This is a genomic window from Paeniglutamicibacter psychrophenolicus (assembly GCF_030812255.1).
In the GTDB taxonomy this organism is placed as follows: domain Bacteria; phylum Actinomycetota; class Actinomycetes; order Actinomycetales; family Micrococcaceae; genus Paeniglutamicibacter; species Paeniglutamicibacter psychrophenolicus_A.
This window is the reverse complement of the sequence record NZ_JAUSSH010000006.1, coordinates 153,111-171,678: the sequence shown is the minus strand read 5'-3', so window position 1 is coordinate 171,678 and position 18,568 is coordinate 153,111. Positions and strand designations below refer to the sequence as shown.

General features: G+C 67.2%; 15 protein-coding genes. 5 read left to right on the top strand and 10 right to left on the bottom strand.

Features of this window, described 5'->3' with window-relative positions:
• Positions 1 to 68 precede the first annotated feature (68 nt).
• A complete protein-coding gene (locus J2T21_RS10720) occupies positions 69 to 845 on the top strand; it encodes a DeoR/GlpR family DNA-binding transcription regulator (protein ID WP_307581268.1) in 777 nt (258 codons plus the stop codon).
• Positions 846 to 862: 17 nt separating this feature from the next.
• On the opposite strand, the gene J2T21_RS10715 is transcribed toward J2T21_RS10720, so the two are convergent.
• From J2T21_RS10715 to J2T21_RS10690, 6 genes are all read right to left on the bottom strand, one after another.
• Entirely contained in the window at positions 863 to 1,390 is a 528-nt protein-coding gene (locus J2T21_RS10715; RefSeq protein ID WP_307581266.1) for a methylated-DNA--[protein]-cysteine S-methyltransferase, read from the bottom strand.
• Entirely contained in the window at positions 1,383 to 2,783 is a 1,401-nt protein-coding gene (locus tag J2T21_RS10710) for a DUF1731 domain-containing protein (protein ID WP_307581264.1), read from the bottom strand. Before J2T21_RS10710 ends, J2T21_RS10715 begins: the two co-directional genes overlap by 8 nt.
• Before the next feature lie 30 nt (positions 2,784 to 2,813).
• Positions 2,814 to 4,334 carry a S10 family peptidase gene (locus J2T21_RS10705; protein WP_307581262.1) on the bottom strand — a complete coding sequence of 507 codons (1,521 nt, stop codon included), beginning with the start codon at positions 4,332 to 4,334 and terminating at the stop codon, positions 2,814 to 2,816.
• A 148-nt stretch (positions 4,335 to 4,482) separates the two neighbouring features.
• Positions 4,483 to 4,890: a DUF4282 domain-containing protein gene (locus tag J2T21_RS10700; RefSeq protein ID WP_307581260.1), complete on the bottom strand. Its 408-nt coding sequence runs from the start codon at positions 4,888 to 4,890 to the stop codon at positions 4,483 to 4,485.
• Positions 4,891 to 5,014: 124 nt separating this feature from the next.
• Positions 5,015 to 6,544, bottom strand: coding sequence for a sodium/proline symporter PutP (putP, locus tag J2T21_RS10695; protein ID WP_307581258.1), 1,530 nt, complete (start codon positions 6,542 to 6,544; stop codon positions 5,015 to 5,017).
• Positions 6,545 to 6,725: 181 nt separating this feature from the next.
• Positions 6,726 to 7,670: a LysR substrate-binding domain-containing protein gene (locus tag J2T21_RS10690; protein WP_307581256.1), complete on the bottom strand. Its 945-nt coding sequence runs from the start codon at positions 7,668 to 7,670 to the stop codon at positions 6,726 to 6,728.
• A 233-nt stretch (positions 7,671 to 7,903) separates the two neighbouring features.
• Here J2T21_RS10690 and J2T21_RS10685 point away from each other — a divergent pair, with 233 nt between their 5' ends.
• From J2T21_RS10685 to J2T21_RS10675, 3 genes are all read left to right on the top strand, one after another.
• Positions 7,904 to 11,440 carry a bifunctional proline dehydrogenase/L-glutamate gamma-semialdehyde dehydrogenase gene (locus J2T21_RS10685; RefSeq protein WP_373457917.1) on the top strand — a complete coding sequence of 1,179 codons (3,537 nt, stop codon included), beginning with the start codon at positions 7,904 to 7,906 and terminating at the stop codon, positions 11,438 to 11,440.
• A 193-nt stretch (positions 11,441 to 11,633) separates the two neighbouring features.
• Positions 11,634 to 11,858 (top strand): hypothetical protein, encoded by a 225-nt coding sequence (locus J2T21_RS10680; protein WP_307581254.1) that lies wholly within the window; start codon positions 11,634 to 11,636, stop codon positions 11,856 to 11,858.
• A complete protein-coding gene (locus tag J2T21_RS10675; protein ID WP_373457924.1) occupies positions 11,858 to 12,283 on the top strand; it encodes a DUF5615 family PIN-like protein in 426 nt (141 codons plus the stop codon). The genes J2T21_RS10680 and J2T21_RS10675 overlap by 1 nt, the downstream gene beginning before the upstream one ends.
• A 9-nt stretch (positions 12,284 to 12,292) precedes the next feature.
• Here J2T21_RS10675 and J2T21_RS10670 read toward each other — a convergent pair whose 3' ends face one another.
• The 4 genes from J2T21_RS10670 to J2T21_RS10655 all read right to left on the bottom strand — a co-directional run bounded on the left by J2T21_RS10670 (position 12,293) and on the right by J2T21_RS10655 (position 16,581).
• Entirely contained in the window at positions 12,293 to 13,531 is a 1,239-nt protein-coding gene (locus J2T21_RS10670) for an ABC transporter permease (RefSeq protein ID WP_307581249.1), read from the bottom strand.
• Positions 13,528 to 14,409 (bottom strand): ABC transporter ATP-binding protein, encoded by an 882-nt coding sequence (locus J2T21_RS10665; protein ID WP_307581247.1) that lies wholly within the window; start codon positions 14,407 to 14,409, stop codon positions 13,528 to 13,530. The genes J2T21_RS10670 and J2T21_RS10665 overlap by 4 nt, the downstream gene beginning before the upstream one ends.
• Positions 14,410 to 14,527: 118 nt before the next feature.
• Positions 14,528 to 15,220: a response regulator gene (locus J2T21_RS10660; protein WP_307581245.1), complete on the bottom strand. Its 693-nt coding sequence runs from the start codon at positions 15,218 to 15,220 to the stop codon at positions 14,528 to 14,530.
• Positions 15,217 to 16,581, bottom strand: a complete 1,365-nt coding sequence (locus tag J2T21_RS10655) for a sensor histidine kinase (RefSeq protein ID WP_307581242.1) — start codon at positions 16,579 to 16,581, stop codon at positions 15,217 to 15,219. The genes J2T21_RS10660 and J2T21_RS10655 overlap by 4 nt, the downstream gene beginning before the upstream one ends.
• Positions 16,582 to 16,705: 124 nt before the next feature.
• Here J2T21_RS10655 and J2T21_RS10650 point away from each other — a divergent pair, with 124 nt between their 5' ends.
• Positions 16,706 to 18,541 carry a glycoside hydrolase family 15 protein gene (locus tag J2T21_RS10650; protein ID WP_307581240.1) on the top strand — a complete coding sequence of 612 codons (1,836 nt, stop codon included), beginning with the start codon at positions 16,706 to 16,708 and terminating at the stop codon, positions 18,539 to 18,541.
• Positions 18,542 to 18,568: the final 27 nt, after the last annotated feature.

Below are 18,568 nucleotides of genomic sequence, written 5' to 3'. Positions count from 1 at the left end.
CGACGATTTGTGTTCGTTTTTTCGCTACGATGGATTACTGAACCAGATGCCCAACCGAACGGATCGCCATGACCGAGATGCTGGCCAGTGCCCGGCAACAGCGCATCCTCGATGCCCTGCGAGAACGCGAGCAGGTGCGCGTGACGTCCCTGGCCGCCGAGCTGGGCGTCTCGGAGATGACGGTGCGGCGCGACCTGAACGCGCTGGCCGAGCGCGGCGCGCTGGTCAAGGTCCACGGAGGGGCCACGCTGGATGCCGCTCCGACCAGCAGCGAACCGGGCTTCACGCACAAGCTCGCACTGGAATCCGGCGAAAAGCTGGCCATTGCCCAGGCCGCCGTGAAGCTGATCAAGCCCGGCATGTCGATCGCACTGAACTCGGGCACCACCACCTATGCCCTGGCCTCGCAGTGCACCGGGATCAAGGACCTGACCGTGGTGACCAACTCCCCGCGGATCGCCGAGATCTTCTATGCCGCGGCCAACCCGAGCCAGAACATCATCCTCACCGGCGGGATCCGCACCGTCTCCGACGCCTTGGTCGGACCGCTGGCACTCTCGGCACTGGGCCAGCTGCACGTGGACGTGCTCTTTTTGGGCGTGCACGGCATGACCGCCGAGGACGGGTTCACCACCCCGAACATGCTCGAGGCGCAGACCAACCAGGCCTTCATCAAGGCGGCGGCACGCCAGATCATCGTGGCCGACCACACCAAGTGGGGAGTGACCGGGCTGTGCCAGATCGTCCCGCTGTCCCAGGTCGACGCGCTGGTCACCGGAACGCGTCTGGACGAGGAAGCCAAGGACCTGCTGCGCCAGGCCCTGGACACGTTGATCCTGGCCTGAGCAGCGTCCGACCCTTCCTAGAACAGGGTTGCCTCGGGCGGCGGCTCGATGCCCTCGAGGCGCAGCAGGAACAGCTTGGCCCCCAGCCCTCCGGCGTATCCGGTCAGCGAACCGTCCGCACCGATTACCCGGTGGCATGGAACGATGATCGAGATCGGGTTGCGCCCGTTGGCGGTGCCCACCGCGCGCGTCAGCTTCTCGTCGCCCAGCGCCAGGGCCAGCTGGCCGTAGGTGCGGGACGTGCCGAATTCAATGCGTGCCAGTTGCTCCCAAACCCGCTTCTGGAACTCGGTTCCCTGCGCATCCAGCGGCACCCTGAAGGCGGTCCGGGTGCCGGCGAAGTATTCGGCAAGCTCGCTCGCGCAGTGGGCGATGAACGGGTCATCGGCCACCGAGCCCAGCAGTTGCCCGAGCCTCTCGGGGTCCGGCGGGTGGGAGTGGTTTTCCATGTAGATCCCGGCGATCCCGCGCGCCGAGGCCACGATCCGCAGCTCGCCGAGGGGCGAGTCCATGACGGCGTGGCGCAGCCGGCGATCCTCAGCCAAGGATCTGCCCCAGCGCCGCCTCGAAGTCCGGATAGGTAAACTCGAACCCGGCATCGGCCAGCACCCTGGAGGTCACGTGCCGTCCGGTGGTGCCCAGTGCCGGGTCGGTGTGCAGCAGCACCGCGCCGGCTGCCAGCACCGGTGCCGGGGTGGGCAGCGAGAACCTGCGCAGGGGCCCGGGTGCCACCCGGGCACGCAGCGCGGCCATCATTTGGCTGTTGCGCACCGGAAGCGGGGCCGCGAGGTGGATGATCCCGGCCGGGAGGGCGAGGTTTTCCTCCAGCCCCAGGGCCGCCCGGACGATGCGCAGCCAGTCGGCCAGGTGGATCCAGCTGACCCATTGGTCCCCGCCGGCCACCGGGCCGCCCAGGCCGACCCGGGCCAGCAGCGACAGCCGGTCCACCAACGGGCTCTCCTGCTCGAAGACCAGGGAGGTGCGCAGGATATTCAGCCGCTTCGTGTGCGCCCCGGCCGCCGCATCCTCCCAGGGCCTGGCCACCCCGGTCATCTGCGCCAGCGCGGCCGCGCCGGTAGGCAGGGAGGAATCCTCGGTGAGGTGCCGCTCTCCGGCGTCGGCGAAGATCGCGGTGGTGCTGGCCTGCAGGAACGCGGACAGCGGCTCCGGGGCGGCATTCGAGGCGTCCACCAGCGCGCGGGTGGAATCCACGCGAGAGGCGCGCAGGCGCGCGATGTTGGCCTCGGTCGGCGGCAGGTCCACCAGTTCCCCGGCCAGGTTCAGCACCGCGGTGTCTTCTCCGGCGCGGTAGAGCACGGTCGACCAGGGGCCCTGGTTCTTCCCGTCCCACAGGACCTGGGTGTAGGGGCTGTCGGGACGGACGGCACGGGTGAGGATGGTTACCTCGTGCCCGCGGCAGTACAGGTCCGCCGCGGCGCGGGAGCCGAGGAACCCGTGGCCTCCGGCGATGACGATGCGCAATTCCTGCGTGGCGGTTCCCCCGGCCAGCGCGTAGAGCCGGGCGCAGTTCTCGGCGAAGTGCGCCGCGATCGGCTTGGCCGCGGTCTGCGCGAACACGACGGAGGCCGGGCCTGCGACCGTGACCGACTGGGTCAGTTCGGTGCCCCCGGGAACCTCGCGCAGCGACCAGTCCACCAGCAGGTGTCCGCCGGGCTGCGGCTGGCGCCAGGCGATGGAGCTGCCCTCGTCGAACCTGGTGATGGTTGCCGCAGGTGCGGTGGCCGAATGGATCGGGCCGACGAGCTTCCCCGCGGGGGCCAGCTCCAGTTCGGTCCCGGCGGCCACCGGTGCCTCGCGCGGTTCCAGGCGCGCAATGGCCCGGTTCCATTGGGGGACCCGGGACGGGTCGCGCAGCACCTCCCACACTGCGGCGGTGGGACGTGCGAGGAAGTGGGTTTGCGTGCGCTGCCAGGCCATGGTCCCAGCTTAGCCACCCGGACTGCGGTGCTACACCCCCGTGACGAACCCGGCCAGTGCGGCCAGCTGCGTGGTGCGCACGGCCGGGTCCAGGTACATCATGTGCCCGGCCGCGTGGTAGTGGTGGCTGAAGCGTGCCCGGGCGGCCGCAGGGACATCCAGGTGCGCCCAGACGTACTCGGCGGCATAGTGCGGGGTCGCGCCGTCGTGGTAGCCGTAGTCCACGTGCACGCGCAGCTCGGGGATGTCGATGAGCAGGCGCTCGAGGTCCCGGGTGACGTCGACGGGCTTGCCTTCGAAGGTGTCGTAGCTCCAGGGGTGCACCCGGCCGGTGAGCACCTCGTAGGGCAGGTCCGATTCGTAGCCCAGCTCTGCGCGCACGTAGTGGTTGATGGCCGCGGAGAAGGGGCCGGTGATGGCGCGCATCGAGGGGTCGTCCCAGGTGTGGGATTCCTGCAGGCGCGGGGGGACCCCGGTGAAGCGCCCGTCGAGGCGCCCGACCATCAGCCCGTTTTCGCGCAGCAGCTCGGTGGCGAACTCCATGTAGTCCCAGCGCAGGTTGGTGCGCCGGATGAAGGACTCGGAGAGCGTGGTGAGCTCGGCCAGGTGCTTGACCACGCCGTCGTACTTGCGCTTGGACAGCCGGTTGCCCAGGTGCAGGGCCACCACGTAGTCGCCCGAGGCGTAGTCCTCGGCATCGCGCACGATCTCTTCCAGCGGTCGGTTGCCGTGGCGGCCGTGGTAGTGCGCGATCGCCGCATAGGTGGGCAGGTGCAGGGCGTAGGGGGTGTCGTTGCCCGGGGCGAAGTCCAGGGTGGACATGTTCAGCACCGCGGAGATCAGCCCCAGCCCGTTCACCGCCATGCCGTGGGCCTCCTGCAGGCGCCGGGCCACGGCCACCGCGCGCATGGTGCCGTAGGACTCGCCGATGAGGTATTTGGGGGAGAGCCAGCGCTGGTTGCGGGTGACCCAGAGCCGGATGACCTCGGCGACCAGGTCGCGGTCGGCGGTGAAGGAATGGAACTCGTCGGTGGTCCCGCCCTCAACGACGCGGGAGAACCCGGTGTTCACCGGGTCGATCATCACCACATCGGCGTGCTCCAGCAGCGACTCGGGGTTGTCGATGACCCCGTAGGGTGCCGGGGTCATGTTTCCCACGTCCCCGGAATCGACGATGCGCGGGCCCAGCAGGCCCATGTGCAGCCAGAGGCTGGCCGAGCCGGGGCCGCCGTTGAAGGCAAACACCACCGGTCGCCGGTTGGCCGCCACCACTCCGGCGGGCTTCTTGGCGCGGGACTTGGTCCCGTTCCCGGTGGCGGGTGTTTCCTCGGTCTCGGCGGTGTAGGCGACCAGGAAGATTTCCGCCTTGGCATTGAAGCCCTCGGTCTTGCCCTCGGTGTCCTCTTCCTTGCGCAGCACCATCCGGCCGGTCGTGCTGGTGTAGCGCAGCCCGGAGGCGGTGCGGTGGCTGCGGGTGACAAAATCGTCCACGACCTCGGGCTTGGGCGTGGTCTCGGGCGCGTTCGGGGAAGGAACAGAGGCATCAGGCATGCCAAGATCCTACCGTCGAAAACCGGTTCCTTGTGGGTCCGTGCGCGCTCGCCGGGGGAGGGGAAAACGGAACCGGCGGTGGATTCGCGGGGCCGCTTGGGCTTTCCCGTGAATCCACCGCCGGTTCGAGGCGTGGCCGGTGCTGCGGCTAGGCCTGCGGCCCATTCCCGTAGGGGTTGGCCGGAGGTGCCGTCGGGCCTGCGGGGCCGCCGAACGAGGGACCGGTGCCGCCCGGGTAGGTGCCGGGCGCGGGCTGGTTGGAGCCCGCGGCATTGCCGCCGGCCAGGCGCACCAGCTCGCCGGTGTTCTGCGCGGTGCGGATCGTGGCGATCAGCGATTCCAGGCCCATGCGTGCCAGGGCCAGGTAGATGAGCACGACCAGCGGGCCGATGATGATCATCGCGAAGAAGCCGAAGGCGACCTGCCGGGAGGCGAACGCACCGATCACGATGCCCAGGTAAAGGATGCCCAGGCCGATGGTGATCAAGATGTAGACGATCTTGACGACCTTGGGGGTGACGAAGCTGTCGAAATTGAAATCGAAAAGTTCCTTCATGCGACTTTCCTCCCTCTCAGGGGCTCTTTGTATAAGCGAGTGACTATTTGTCGTTCCAAGTCAAGCACGACAGTGCCCCCTCGCCGAAACATGGCGAGGGGGCAGAGTCACATCCAGGCGTTGGCTACGGAACGACGGGTGCCTCGACGTAGGGTGCGTTCTCCTCGATTTCCGCTTCCATCGCGGAGAACTCCTCCTCGATGGCGGCGTTGTGCTTGTAGGTGGCACGGGAGACCAACACGGCAACGACGAGGTTGAGCACGAAGCCCGGAACGATCTCGTACATGGCCGAGGACAACACGTCGATGTTGCCCCAGACGAAGACCGTCACGGCACCGGTGATCATGCCCGCCAGGGCGCCGGTGGAGGTCAGCTTGCGCCAGTACAGGCTCAGCAGCACGATCGGTCCGAAGGCCGCGCCGAAGCCGGCCCAGGCGAAGGAAACCAGCTCCAGGATGCTGGAGTCCCGGTTCAGGGCCAGCGCAGCGGCAACAACGGCCACGACCAGCACGCCGGTGCGCCCGAGCATGACCTCGCGCTTGGGGGCCAGCTTCTTGCCGGCGATGTTGTACAGGTCCTCGACCAGGGCCGAGGAGCAAACGATCAGCTGCGAGGACATGGTGGACATGATGGCCGCCAACACAGCGGCGAGCACCAGCCCGGCCACGAACGGGTGGAAGAAGATCTGGCTCAGCAGCAGGAAGACCGTCTCCGGGTCGGTGATCTCCTTTTCCGGGCTGCCGGCAAAGTAGGCGATGCCGACCAGTGCGGTGACGATCGCGCCCAGTGCCGTGAGCATCATCCAGCCGATGCCGATGCGTCGGGCCGTCTTGGCCTCGGACGGGGAGCGCAGCGCCATGAAGCGCACGATGATGTGTGGCTGGCCGAAGTAGCCCAGGCCCCAGGCGGCGGTGGAGAAGATGGCGACGGCGGCCAGGAATCCGTTGGTCGTGTTGAAGGACGAGAACAGGTTCAGCGCATCCGGGTTGACCTGCGTGATCTTGTCACCGATCTGCCCGATGTTGCCCATCTGGAAGATGGCCACGATTGGGACGGCAATGAGTGCGGCAAACATCAGCAGTCCCTGGGCCACGTCGGTGAGGGTTGCACCGAGGAAGCCGCCAAAGAGCGTGTAGAGCAGCGTGACTGCGGCGACCACGAACAGGCCGGTGAAGTAGTTCCAGCCGAAGGAGGACTCGAAGAACTTGCCCGCCGCCACCATGCCTGAGGAGACGTAGAAGGTGAAGAACGCCAGGATGATGACCGAGGCGGCGATGCGCAGGAAGTGGCTGTTGTCCTTCAGCCGCTTCTCGAAGAAGCTGGGGATGGTGATCGCGTTCTGCGCCACCGCCGTGTAGGAGCGCAGGCGCGGGGCCACGAACTTCCAGTTCAGCCATGCGCCGATGGTCAGGCCGATGGCGATCCAGGCCTCGATGAGGCCATTGAGGTAGATCGCGCCTGGCAGGCCCATCAGCAGCCAGCCGGACATGTCGGAGGCGCCGGCGGAGAGCGCTGCGACCCCGGGCTTCAGCCCGCGGCCCGCGAGCATGTAGTCGTCGATGTTGTTGGTGCGCTTGAACGCGAAGTAGCCGATGCCCAGCATGGCGGCAAGGTACACCGCGATGGCTATCAGCTGGAATGTTGAATCGGACATGATGGGTCCTCATGAAGGTTGGGGCGTCCCGGGGAAGGGTGATCTCCGGGGTCTTTCGTTGCCGGCGGCACGGTTGCACTGCCGCACCGGCACGTGCCTGTGGAACGCAACCGGTCTCGAGTATGACAGCAAAGTTCACCGGTTTGTGGCGGCTCTCACGGCGTCGTTACGTGTTTGTGACCTAAGTAACCGTACTGTCGCCGACCGCATGCGGTCCGGGGAGCGCCACCGCCTGCTCGTGCAGCGCCTTGCGCACGGCGACCAATCCGGGGTGCTGCGCGGAGGAGTGCCGCATGGCGGTGAACATGGTCCGGTGCGGGGCTCCGGGCAGGTCGATCACACGCAGGTCCCGGACCCGGTAGGCCCAGACCAAATCCGGCAGCAGGGCCACGGCATTGCCGGATTCGACCAATCGCACGTGGGCCTGCAGGTCCGCAGTCTCGTAGCGCACATCCGGCTCGAAGCCCGCGGTGCGGCAGGCTTGCTCGGCCCAGTGCCGGGAGGCCGCACCGCGCGGCTCCATGACCCACGGGAGGCCCGCCGCGGTCTCGATGGAGGAGACATGCCGGAACTCCGCGGGCATCTCGTCGTTGTTTCCAGGCAGTGCCAGTCGGATGGCGTCGTGGGCCAGGATCTTGCGGTCCAGGGCCTCATAGTGAGGGGCCGCATGCCCGGGGTACTGCTCGGCGACGACCAGGTCGAAATCCCGCGCCCACGTCTCATGCAATGCGGTTTCCGGCTCGTGCTGCACCATCTCCACCCGCAGGTGCGGGTACTGGCGCCGCAGCTCGCGCAGCACCGTGGGAATCAGCGAGAGCACCGCTGTCTGGAACACCGCCAGGCGCACCGTGCCGGCAATCGCCGGCTGGGTCGAGGCGAGGTCGGCCTCGGCACGTTCCATGGAATCGAGCAACTCGTCGGTGTGGGCGACCAGGACCTCGGCCTGCGGGGTCAGCTGCAGGCGCCGGCCGACCTTGCGCAGCAGCTTCACGCCGGTTTCCTTTTCCAGCAGCGAAAGCTGCTGGGAAACGGAAGAGGGGCTGTAGCTCAGGGCGTCGGAAACCTCGGCAATGGTGCCGCGGATGCTCAGCTCCCGCAGCAGCCGCAGGCGGCGGATTTCAAGCATGGTTGGCTCCCTGGGATGCTCGGTGGCGCGGCCGGAATGCGGCCTTTGCCGATACCCCAACGATACATTGGAAAAGCCGAAGCAATTCGTTCGGGTTTGTTCACTTTTGCCGAAGTGATGGTTGGGTCCATACTGACTGGTGAACCCGCCTATCAAAGCGACACCTTTCGTGTGCAAGATGGGTAGTGGTAGCCCCTTTTTTAGCCACCCCTTCCTTCCAAGGAGAAGCAGCCGTGTCCCTTACGACCCCGCACGTGCGTGTAGTCCCGCCGGCCCTCGCCGCCGACGGCACCGCTCTGGTCCGCCCCCAGGACCTTGCAGACGAAGCCATCAAGTTGGTGCGCCACTGGCTCACCGAAGGCTCGAAGGTTCCCGTAGATGCCTCCGCCGCGCAGCTTGCCGGTGTGCTCAAGGACCCCAATGGCCTGGACTTCACCGTCGGCTTCGTCGACGGCGTGATCCGCCCCGAGGACCTGAAGGTCGCCGCCCGCAACCTCAAGGCCCTGGCCCCGAAGGTCCCCTCCTTCCTGCCTTGGTACATGAAGTCGGCCGTGGCCCTGGGTGGCACCATGGCCCCGATCCTGCCGGGCATCGTGGTTCCGGTGGCCCGCCGCGTGTTGCGCGAGATGGTCGGCCACCTGATCATCGACGCCACCGACGCCAAGCTCGGCGCCTCGATCTCCAAGATCAAGAAGGAGGGCATCGACCTCAACGTCAACCTCCTGGGCGAAGCGATCCTCGGCGAGGGCGAAGCCGCCCGCCGCCTCGAGGGAACCCACAAGCTGCTGGCCCGCGACGATGTCGACTACGTGTCCATCAAGGTCTCCTCCACCGTGGCCCCGCACAACCACTGGGCCTTCGACGAGGCCGTCGAGCACATCATCGAAAAGCTCATCCCGCTCTACCGCCTGGCCGCCACCTCCGCGCCCAAAAAGAAGTTCATCAACCTGGACATGGAGGAGTACAAGGACCTGGATTTGACCATTGCGGTCTTCACCCGGATCCTCGACCTCCCCGAATTCCGTGACCTGGAGGCCGGCATCGTGCTGCAGGCCTACCTTCCCGACGCCCTGTCGGCCATGATCCACCTGCAGGAATGGTCCGCCCAGCGCGTGGGCCTCGGCGGCGCCCCGATCAAGGTCCGCGTCGTGAAGGGTGCAAACCTTCCGATGGAGCAGGTCGAGGCAAACCTGCACGGCTGGCCGGTTGCCACCTGGAACACCAAGCAGGACTCGGACACCTCCTACAAGTCGGTGCTGGACTACGCACTGCGACCGGGCCACGTGGAAAACGTGCGCATCGGCATCGCCGGCCACAACCTCTTCGACGTCGCCCTGGCCTGGCTGCTGGCCCAGGGCCGCGGCGTCACCGAGGGCATCGAATTCGAGATGCTGCTGGGCATGGCCACCGGCCAGGCCGAGGCAGTGCGCAAGGATGTCGGGCGCCTGCTGCTCTACACGCCGGTCGTGCACCCGGGCGAGTTCGACGTGGCCATCGCCTACCTGATCCGCCGCCTCGAAGAGGGCGCCAGCCAGGAAAACTTCATGTCCGCGGTCTTCGAGCTGGACAAGAACGAAGCCCTGTTCGAGCGCGAGAAGCAGCGCTTCCTCGCCTCCCTGGCGGACCTGGACGACTCCGTCCCGGCACCGCACCGCATCCAGGACCGCAACATCGTGGACCCCGAGGCGATCGAGGCCAAGCTCGCCGCGCTGGCCGACGGCACGCTCGACTTCGAAAACACCCCCGACACCGACCCCGACCTGCCGGGCAACCGCGCCTGGGGCCGGGAGATCGTGAACAAGATGGTCGGCTCGACCCTCGGCAACGACTCCGTGGCCAAGGCCATGATCCACACCGAGGACGAGCTGAACCAGGTCGTTCAGACCGCCGTTGCGGCCTCCGAGTCCTGGCAGGCCATGGGCGCCGCCGCCCGCGCCGCGATCCTGCACCGCGCCGGTGCCGCCCTGGAGGCGCACCGCGCCGACCTGCTCGAGGTCATGGGCTCCGAATGCGGCAAGACCCTGGACCAGGGCGACCCCGAGGTCTCCGAAGCCATCGACTTCGCCCACTACTACGCCCAGCGCGGCCTGGAGCTGGAAAACGTCGACGGCGCCACCTTCGTGCCCTCGAAGCTGACCGTTGTCACCCCGCCGTGGAACTTCCCGGTGGCCATCCCGGCCGGCTCCACCCTCTCGGCGCTGGCCGCCGGCTCCGCGGTCATCATCAAGCCCGCGGGCCAGGCGGCACGCTCCGGCGCCGTCATGGTCGAGGCCCTGTGGGAAGCCGGCGTGCCGCGCGATGTCCTGCAGCTGGTCCAGCTCTCCGAACGCGGGCTGGGCACCGAACTGGTGTCACACCCGAGCGTTGACCGGTTGATCCTCACCGGCGGCTACGAGACCGCACAGCTCTTCCGTTCCTTCCGCAAGGACCTGCCGCTGCTGGCCGAAACCTCGGGCAAGAACGCCGTGATCGTCACCCCGCACGCCGACCTGGACCTGGCCGCCAAGGACGTCGCGGCCTCGGCCTTCGGCCACGCCGGCCAGAAGTGCTCGGCCGCCTCGCTGGTGATCCTGGTGGGCTCGGCAGCGGACTCCAAGCGCTTCCACAACCAGCTCATCGACGACATCCGCTCGCTGAAGGTCGGCTACCCGCAGGACCCGCAGACCCAGATGGGCCCGGTCATTGCACCGGCCGAGGGCAAGCTGCTGCGCGGCCTGACCACGCTGGGCGAGGGCGAGAAGTGGGTACTTGAGCCCAAGAAGCTCGACGAGTCCGGCAAGCTGTGGAGCCCGGGCGTCCGCTCGGGGGTCAAGCGCGGCTCCGAGTACCACCTCACCGAGTACTTCGGCCCGATCCTCGGCGTCATGACCGCGGAGACCCTCGAAGAGGCAGTGGCCATTGTCAACGACATCGACTACGGCCTGACTTCGGGCCTGCACTCGCTGGATTCGGATGAGATGGCCTACTGGCTGGAGAACATCCAGGCCGGCAACCTCTACATCAACCGCGGCATCACCGGTGCCATCGTGCAGCGCCAGCCGTTCGGCGGCTGGAAGAAGTCGGCCATCGGTGCCGGCACCAAGGCCGGCGGTCCGAACTACCTGGTGGGCATGGGCTCCTGGGAAGACGCCCCGGTGGCACACACCGGGACGCTCTCGGCAACCTCCTCCGCGCTGCTGAAGGCTGCCGGCGAGTCCGGCCTCGAGGCTGCGGACCTGTCCTGGCTCGAAGGCGCGCTGGCCTCCGACGCCGCCGTCTGGGCCAACGAGTTCAACACCGCCAAGGACGTCTCCGGCCTGCACGCCGAGCGCAACGTCTTCCGCTACCGCGCCCTGCCGGTGACCGTGCGCTTCGAGAACGAGACCTCGGGCCACGGCATCGCCGAGCTGGTTCGCGTCGTTGCCGCGGGCATCGCCGCCGGTTCCCGCGTCACCGTTTCCTCCGCCGTCGAAGTCCCGGCCGCAATCCGCTCCGTGCTCACTGAATCCTCCGCCACCGTCGTGGTTGAGGATGCCCAGGGTTTCGGCGCTCGCGCGGCACGCCTGGCCGCCAAGACCGGTCCGGACTCCGCAGCCCGAATCCGCCTGATCGGCGGCTCAGTCATGGATGTCGCCGAGGCAACCAACGGCAAGCCCGATGTTGCCATCTACGCCAACAACGTGGTTTCCGCGGGTCGGGTGGAAATGCTGACCTTCCTGCACGAGCAGGCGGTTTCCATCACCGCGCACCGCTTCGGCACCCCGAACCACCTGAGCGACTCGGTTATCTAACAACCGCGGCCCGCTGATGAGAAAGCCCGCAGCCCCCTGCCCGGGAGCTGCGGGCCTTCGCTGTTTGCTGCAGAGGTGGGCAACACTTGGCTGGGGACGGCCCCCGAACTTCAGGTCGTCCGAAGCCTTCCAGCGAAAACCAGTGACCCATATACTCACCGATATACGCAGAATTGAAGGGAACGTGGTCGTCATGGCCATCACTTCTGTCGATGTCGACAAAGCCAAAATTGAGGAAGCCAAAAGAATCTTGTCCGCAGGCTCGGCCCGAGAAGCCATCGACATGGCCCTGGACGTCGTGCTTGCCTTGAACCACCAGCAAGCCGTGTTGGATGACATGAAAGCCCATCCCATGACTGTGGAACAACGACGAGCCACCGTTATCGACTACCCGGATTCAGATACTTCCGTGGCGTGATGAACGGCCTCGGGTCGTCGCTTCCGCTGTATCTCATCGATGCCAGCGCATGGTCACATTATGGCTCCAGGAATCCGGTGACCGGATTTATCGACCACATTTCTCACCGAGGAGTGATCATGACATGCCCGCCTGCCGCCCTGGAATATTGCTTCATGGCGCGAAACAAGGTGGAGCATGATAATTACCGGATGCGGATGGAAAAACTGTTGCAACCCTTGGTTCATCCAACAGTGCATGACGTACTCGTGATCCAATCCGCACTGCGGGGGAACGGACTGGTTCGTGCCGCTGGAGCAAGCGACACGCTTATCGCAACTTACGCCATGCTCAACAATGCCACCGTGATTTCATGTGACAAGGATTTTGGGCATATCGCGGCCGCGCGAGATGGCGCCCTGCGGCAAATTCAACTTGTTCCTTGAAAGCTGTGGCTAGTCCTCGAGCTTCAGCGCCTTGCGCCAGGACAGCGCAGAACCGGTCTGCATGATGGCCCGGCGGTAGATCTTCTCGCCGAACAGCACCATGGCCCATGCCGCCGCGACGGCAACGGCCAGCGAGGCGAAAGGCTCCCACAGCGGAACATCGCTGCTCAGCAAGCGGATCGGCATGGCCACCGAGGAAATCACCGGGACATAGGACGCGACGACCAACAACGTGCCCTTGGCGTAGATGCCGGTGAACAACACCGCCACCAGCACCATGATCACCGGGCCCGTGGACTGCTGCAGGTCCTCGGTGCGCGAGGCCATGGCGCCCAGTGCCGCCCAGACCGCGGCAAGGATCAGGAAGCCGGCCAGGAAGAAGGCCAGGAACCAGCCGGCGGTGGCGAACACCACCGAAACGAACGGGACCGGGGTGGGCATCATGTTCAGGGCCAGCAGGCCGATCCCCGTGAACAGGCACAGCTGCCCCATGGCCAGGATCATGTTGCCCAGGATCTTGCCCGCGAGCAGCTGGCGGATGGGGATGGCGGTGGCCAGGATCTCCACCACCCGGTTCTGCTTTTCCTCCACCACCGAGTTGGCGATCGGCATCCCGAAGATCATTGCGGACATGTAGAACAGGAACGAGAAGATGAAGCCCATGACCATGGCCATCGAGTTGCGTTCCGAATCCCCGTCGAGCAGCACCGGGCTCACGGTGGAACCTGCGGTCAACGACTCGGGGGAGACCCCCAGCTTCCCGGCGTTGAATTCCAGTGCCTGGGCGCTTGCCGCGTCGCCGAGCAGCGACTGGACCGAGCCGGGCACCTCCTTCAGCGCGGTGAGGCTGTAGCCATCCGGGGTGGGTGCGAGCACCAGGTCGACGTCCTTGGCACGCAGGGCCTCGAGGACCGCGGTTCCTGACGGCACCGGATGGGAAACCAATTCGACCTTCCGGTCGTTGGCGAGGGCCAGCTCGTTGGCCGAGGCCATCAGGGCAGCGGTCCTGCCGTTTTGTTCGAAGGCAATCGTGGCGGTGGTGGTCTTGTCTCCCATGATCCCGGCGAACACCACCGAACCCACGATGAGCGCGAGGGTGACCAACGTGGTGATGAGAAACGACTTGTCCCGGACCTTCACCGTGACCTCGCGCAGGGTCACGATCAGCCATGGCGCGCTTGGCTGCCCAGAGGATGCGGACCGGACCGGTGCATCGGTGGGCCTGGTGCGGTGATCGGTGATGCTCATCGGATGACCTCCCGGTAGATTTCTGCCAACGAAGGACGTTGCGGGGCGAATTCGGTGACGGCCCCGCGATCCACCGCGGTGCGCAGCACGCGCTGGGCCGTGGCGTCATCGGTGAACTCCACCAGGGCCCGCGGGCCCGCGACATCCAGCACCCGCACGCCGGGCTGCTCGCGCAGCCATCCGGCATCGGGCGGGGTCACCACCACGTGCTTGGCGCTGGCCCGCGCCCGCAGCTCCGCGGCGCTGCCGGAAGCCACGATCTTGCCTCCCGCCAGCACCACGAGGTTGTCGCAGAGCGTATCGATCAGATCCAGCTGGTGGCTGGAGAAGAGGATCGGCACCCCGGTGGCGGCCCGCTCGGCCAACAGCTTGGTCATGGAGTCCACGGCCAGCGGGTCCAGCCCGGAGAACGGCTCGTCCAGGACCAACGCGGTGGGGTGGTGCATCAGCGAGGCGGCGACCTGCACGCGCTGCTGGTTGCCCAGCGAGAGTGACTCGAGCTTGTCCTTGGTCCGATCGGCAATGCCGAAGCGGTCCAGCAGGTCCAGGGCCTCGGTACGGGCATCGGTGCGGCTCATGCCGTGCAGCTGGCCGAGGTATTGGAGCTGGTCCAGCACCTGCTGCTTGGGATAGAGTCCGCGTTCCTCAGGCATGTAGCCAAAGCGGGCCCGGTCGGTGTTCGTGATCTGCGTGCCGTTGAAGTACACCGACCCGGAATGGGACTTGAGCACTCCCATGATGATGCGCATGGTGGTGGTCTTGCCGGCGCCGTTGGCCCCGACGAAACCTGTCATGCCGTCGGCGGGGACGGAAAACGACACCTCGTCAAGCACCGTCCGGTCACCGAATCGCCGGGTGAGACCTTGTACCTCTAACACGGTGGGACATTCCTTTGCTTGGCGGGTGTTCTCCTGCCTTCCAATCTATGTGCGGGGCCGGCCGCGGCGGATCGTTCGAAGGAATGAAATTCGCCTGCACGGAACCTGCGCCCCGGCCTCAGGCCTCCATCGAAGGGATGAGCCCGACCCGGTAGGCGAAGACGACGGCCTGCACCCTGTCCCGCACCCCGGCCTTGGCCAAGACGTTGGACAGGTGCGTCTTCACGGTCGCCTCCGAGACATGCAGGGCAGCGGCGATCTCCGCGTTGGACAGGCCCGAGGCCAGCCTGGTGAGCACCTCGCGTTCCCTGTTGGTCAGCTCGTCCAGCACCCGCCGGTCATCCGGGGCGAGTGCGGCCGTCGGCGCCGCGCTCGTGCCCGGCGCCGAAGCGGCGGTGCCGCGCTGGATGATGCGCAGTGTGACCTCGGGGGAGAGCAGTGCCTGGCCGCCGGCCGCGGCGTGCACCGCCTGGATGATCATTTCCGGTTCGGTGTTCTTCAGCAGGAACCCGCTGGCCCCGGCATCGATCGCGGCAAAGAGGTAGTCGTCGCGGTCGAAGGTGGTCAGCACGACGACCTTGGCGTTGGTTGCCGAGGTGATCTGCGCGGTGGCGCGGACCCCGTCGAGCACCGGCATCTGGATGTCCATGAGCACCACGTCCGGGTGCAGGTCCAGGGCCGCGGCGACGGCCTCCTGCCCGTCGGCGGCCGTGCCCACGACCGCGAGGGCCTCGTCGGTGCCCAGGATCAGGGCCAGGGAGGAGCGGATCAGTGCCTGGTCGTCGCAGACAAGGATGCGGATGGGGCTCATGGGGTTCCTTCAACGGTGTCGGGGGTGTGCAGGGTGCGCAGCCGGGCGCGGGTGCGCCACCCGGCCGGGGAGCGCGGGCCGATGTCCACCAGCCCGTGGTGCAGCGCCGCGCGTTCCTTGATGCCGCGCAGGCCGTAGCCGCTGCCGGAGGTTCCCGGGCGCGGGGTCCCGTCATCGATGACCTCTACCTCCACCCAGTCGCCGTTCCCGTCGCTGCCGCTGCGCAGCGAGAGCACCGCCGAGCGTGCGGTGGAGTGCTCGCGCACGTTGGCCAGGGACTCGGCGGCGATCCGGTACAGCGCCAGGCCCAGCCCGGGGCCGACCTCGCCCAGGAAACCCGGCCGGTGTTCGACGGTGATCAGCTGCACCGCGACCCCGGCGCGGGCCGACTGCTCCACCAGCCCCGGCAGCTGCCCCAGCGAGGGTTCCGGGGAACGGTCGGTGGCGCCTTCCCCGTCCGGGTCCCCGTGCCGCAGCACCCGCAGCAGCGAGCGGGTCTCGCCCACCGCCTGGCGGGCCGAGTCCTCGATGCCGAGCATCAGCGCGGCCGCGCGTTCCGGGTCCCGCGGCTGGACCATGCGGGCGGCCGCCGCCTGCACCCCGACGGCCGAGATGTGGTGTGCCACCACGTCGTGCAGTTCCCGGGCAATGCGCAGGCGTTCGTCGACCACCGCGCGGCGGGCCAGCTCCTTGGCCTGCTCCTGCAGCTGTGCGGCCTGTTCCACCACGACCTCGTGCCGCCAGGCGCTGCGCCAGGACGTCTCTCCCAGGAAGATGGCACCGCCGAAGTAGAAGAGGTTGACCAGGAAGTTGTACCCGGCGTAGGCGATGACCGGGTCGATGAAGCCGGAGGTCTCGATGGCGATGGGCAGTTCCAGCTCGGTGCCGTAGAACAGCTTCGCGTTGGTGATGGCGACCAGCAGCCACACGGCCATGGCCAGGATGACGCCGCCCAATGCCAGTCTCAGGCCGCGCCGGTCGCGCGCCCAGGTGACCGCCGAATAGAGCCCGACGAAGTAGGCGATCTGCGGTGCCAGCTGCATCATGACCGCCGGAAGCCAGGTGCCGAAGCCGATGAAAAGCGCCGAGAGCACCAGCATCGAGGCAATCGGGAAGCGCCGGCGCACCGCCAGCGGGGCAATCATCGCGCACATGGCCAGGTAGGCCGGGACGCGGTCGGGGGCGTCTTCCGCCGGCGCGAAGCTGAGGATCATTTCCATGCCCAGCAGCGCCGCGGCCATGAGCAGCAGCGTCACCCAGGCATCGCGCCGCAACTGCTGACGGCTCGGTTGCCGGCGTTCCCATTCCTCGGGCGGAAAATCGCCGGGCAGGAAGCGTTGGCGCAAGGCCTGGAATTTCATGGTCCATCCTCTGGTTGCGCAGCTGTCGTCATCAATCCCACTCACGAACCTATCGCACCGGGAACCGGCGGGGCGTCTTCCGTTGCGGCACTGGAACCCGAATTCCCTTGTCTGGGAGCGGCAAATGCGATTGGGTGGGGCCATGGGCACTTTCATCGAGGACTACGCGTTGCTTTCGGACCAGCGCACCGCGGCACTGGTCTCCCGGCTGGGCTCGGTGGACTGGCTGTGTTTCCCGCGCTTCGACTCGGGATCCGTCTTCGCCTCGCTGCTGGGCGGCCAGGAGAACGGCCGCTGGCTGCTGGCGCCGCTGCAGGGCGAAGTGGTGAGCCGCAACTACCTCGACGCTTCCTTCGTGCTGCGCACCCTGTGGGCAAGCGACACCGGACAGATCCTGGTCACCGACTTCATGCCGACGGGCAATGGACACTCCGGCATCATGCGGCGCGTGGAGGGGCTCTCGGGAACCATGCGGGTGGAACACGAACTGGTCATCAGGTACAACTACGGGGCGGTGCTGCCGTGGGTGCGGCGCAGCTTCGACCCGGTCAAGGGCACCGAGTCGCTGGTGGCGGTTGCCGGACCGAAGGCCGCGGTGCTGCATGCCGCCCGGCTGCCCAAGGCCAGGCACCACACCCACCGCGACGAATTCGACGTGCGGGCCGGAGACGTGTTCGACTTCGAGTTCGCCTGCTATCCCGGGCATGCGGCGACCCCCGAGCCCAGCGATGTGGGCCTGGCCATGACCCAGACCGCGAAGCACTGGCACGACTGGGCCGCGAAGATCCCCAGGCATGAGGCCCACGACGCTCTGGTGCGCCGCTCGCTGCTGGTGCTCAAGGCGCTGACCCACCGCGAGACCGGCGGGATCGTCGCCGCGCCGACCACCTCGTTGCCGGAGTTCTTCGGCGGGGAACGCAATTGGGACTACCGCTACTGCTGGTTGCGCGACGCCGCGCTGACGCTGCAGGTGATGATGACCCACGGCTACGAGCAGGAAGCGATGCATTGGCGCGACTGGCTTTTGCGAGCCATTGCCGGGGACCACAACAACCTGCAGATCATGTACGGGGTCGGCGGGGAACGCGAGCTGCCCGAGCGCGTCCTGCAGCACCTGCCCGGGTACGGGGGAGCCAAGCCGGTGCGGGTGGGCAACGCCGCGGTGCACCAGTACCAGGGGGATGTGGTCGGCGAAGTCATGGTCGCGCTCGACGAGCTGCGCACCATGGGCGGGCGCGAGGACCACTTCTCCTGGCCGCTGCAAAAGGCGCTGATCGACTACGTGATTGCCAACCTGAAACGCAAGGACCACGGTTTGTGGGAAATGCGCGGGAACCCGGAGTACTTCACGCACTCGCGGGTCATGATGTGGGCGGCCCTGGATGCCGGGGTCCGGGCGGTGAAGCACCACGGGCTGACCGGCGACGTGCTGGCGTGGGAGTCCGCCCGCGACAAGCTGCGCGCCGAGATCATGGAAAAGGGCTTCAACGCGGATCTGGACTCGTTCACGCAGACCTACGCCACCACCGAGGTTGACGCCTCGCTGCTGGTCCTGGCCCAGGTCGGCTTCGTCGACTACCAGGACCCCCGGATGCTGGGGACCGTGGCACGGCTGGAGAAGGACCTGCTCGACGAACACGGGTTCATCCGCCGCTACCGCACCGAGGCCGCGGGAGACGGGCTGCCGCCGGGGGAGTACACGTTCCTGGTGTGCACCTGTTGGTTGGTGGAGCAGTATGCCCACTCGGGGCGCCTCGACGATGCCCGGGCCCTGTTCGAGAAACTCGCCGAAACCGTCAACGACTTGGGGTTGGTGGCCGAGGAATTCGACCCGGTCTCCGGGCACATGGCCGGGAACTTCCCGCAGGCGCTCTCGCACCTGGGGCTGATCCGCGCCGCCGACGCCATCGCGGAGGTCGAGGGGACGCGTCCGTTCAGGCCGCGCCGCGGACCGAAGTAGGACTGCGGGAACCTCGGCCTCCGACCG

Excerpts from the sequence above, each read along its gene's own strand:
- J2T21_RS10670 (WP_307581249.1), bottom strand. The coding sequence starts at position 13,531 with ATGAGCATCACCGATCACCGCACCAGGCCCACCGATGCACCGGTCCGG.
- J2T21_RS10700 (WP_307581260.1), bottom strand. The coding sequence starts at position 4,890 with ATGAAGGAACTTTTCGATTTCAATTTCGACAGCTTCGTCACCCCCAAG.
- J2T21_RS10705 (WP_307581262.1), bottom strand. The coding sequence starts at position 4,334 with ATGCCTGATGCCTCTGTTCCTTCCCCGAACGCGCCCGAGACCACGCCC.
- J2T21_RS10660 (WP_307581245.1), bottom strand. The coding sequence starts at position 15,220 with ATGAGCCCCATCCGCATCCTTGTCTGCGACGACCAGGCACTGATCCGC.
- J2T21_RS10655 (WP_307581242.1), bottom strand. The coding sequence starts at position 16,581 with ATGAAATTCCAGGCCTTGCGCCAACGCTTCCTGCCCGGCGATTTTCCG.
- J2T21_RS10710 (WP_307581264.1), bottom strand. The coding sequence starts at position 2,783 with ATGGCCTGGCAGCGCACGCAAACCCACTTCCTCGCACGTCCCACCGCC.
- J2T21_RS10675 (WP_373457924.1), top strand. The coding sequence starts at position 11,858 with ATGAACGGCCTCGGGTCGTCGCTTCCGCTGTATCTCATCGATGCCAGC.
- putP (WP_307581258.1), bottom strand. The coding sequence starts at position 6,544 with ATGTCCGATTCAACATTCCAGCTGATAGCCATCGCGGTGTACCTTGCC.
- J2T21_RS10720 (WP_307581268.1), top strand. The coding sequence starts at position 69 with ATGACCGAGATGCTGGCCAGTGCCCGGCAACAGCGCATCCTCGATGCC.
- J2T21_RS10680 (WP_307581254.1), top strand. The coding sequence starts at position 11,634 with ATGGCCATCACTTCTGTCGATGTCGACAAAGCCAAAATTGAGGAAGCC.
- J2T21_RS10650 (WP_307581240.1), top strand. The coding sequence starts at position 16,706 with ATGCGATTGGGTGGGGCCATGGGCACTTTCATCGAGGACTACGCGTTG.
- J2T21_RS10690 (WP_307581256.1), bottom strand. The coding sequence starts at position 7,670 with ATGCTTGAAATCCGCCGCCTGCGGCTGCTGCGGGAGCTGAGCATCCGC.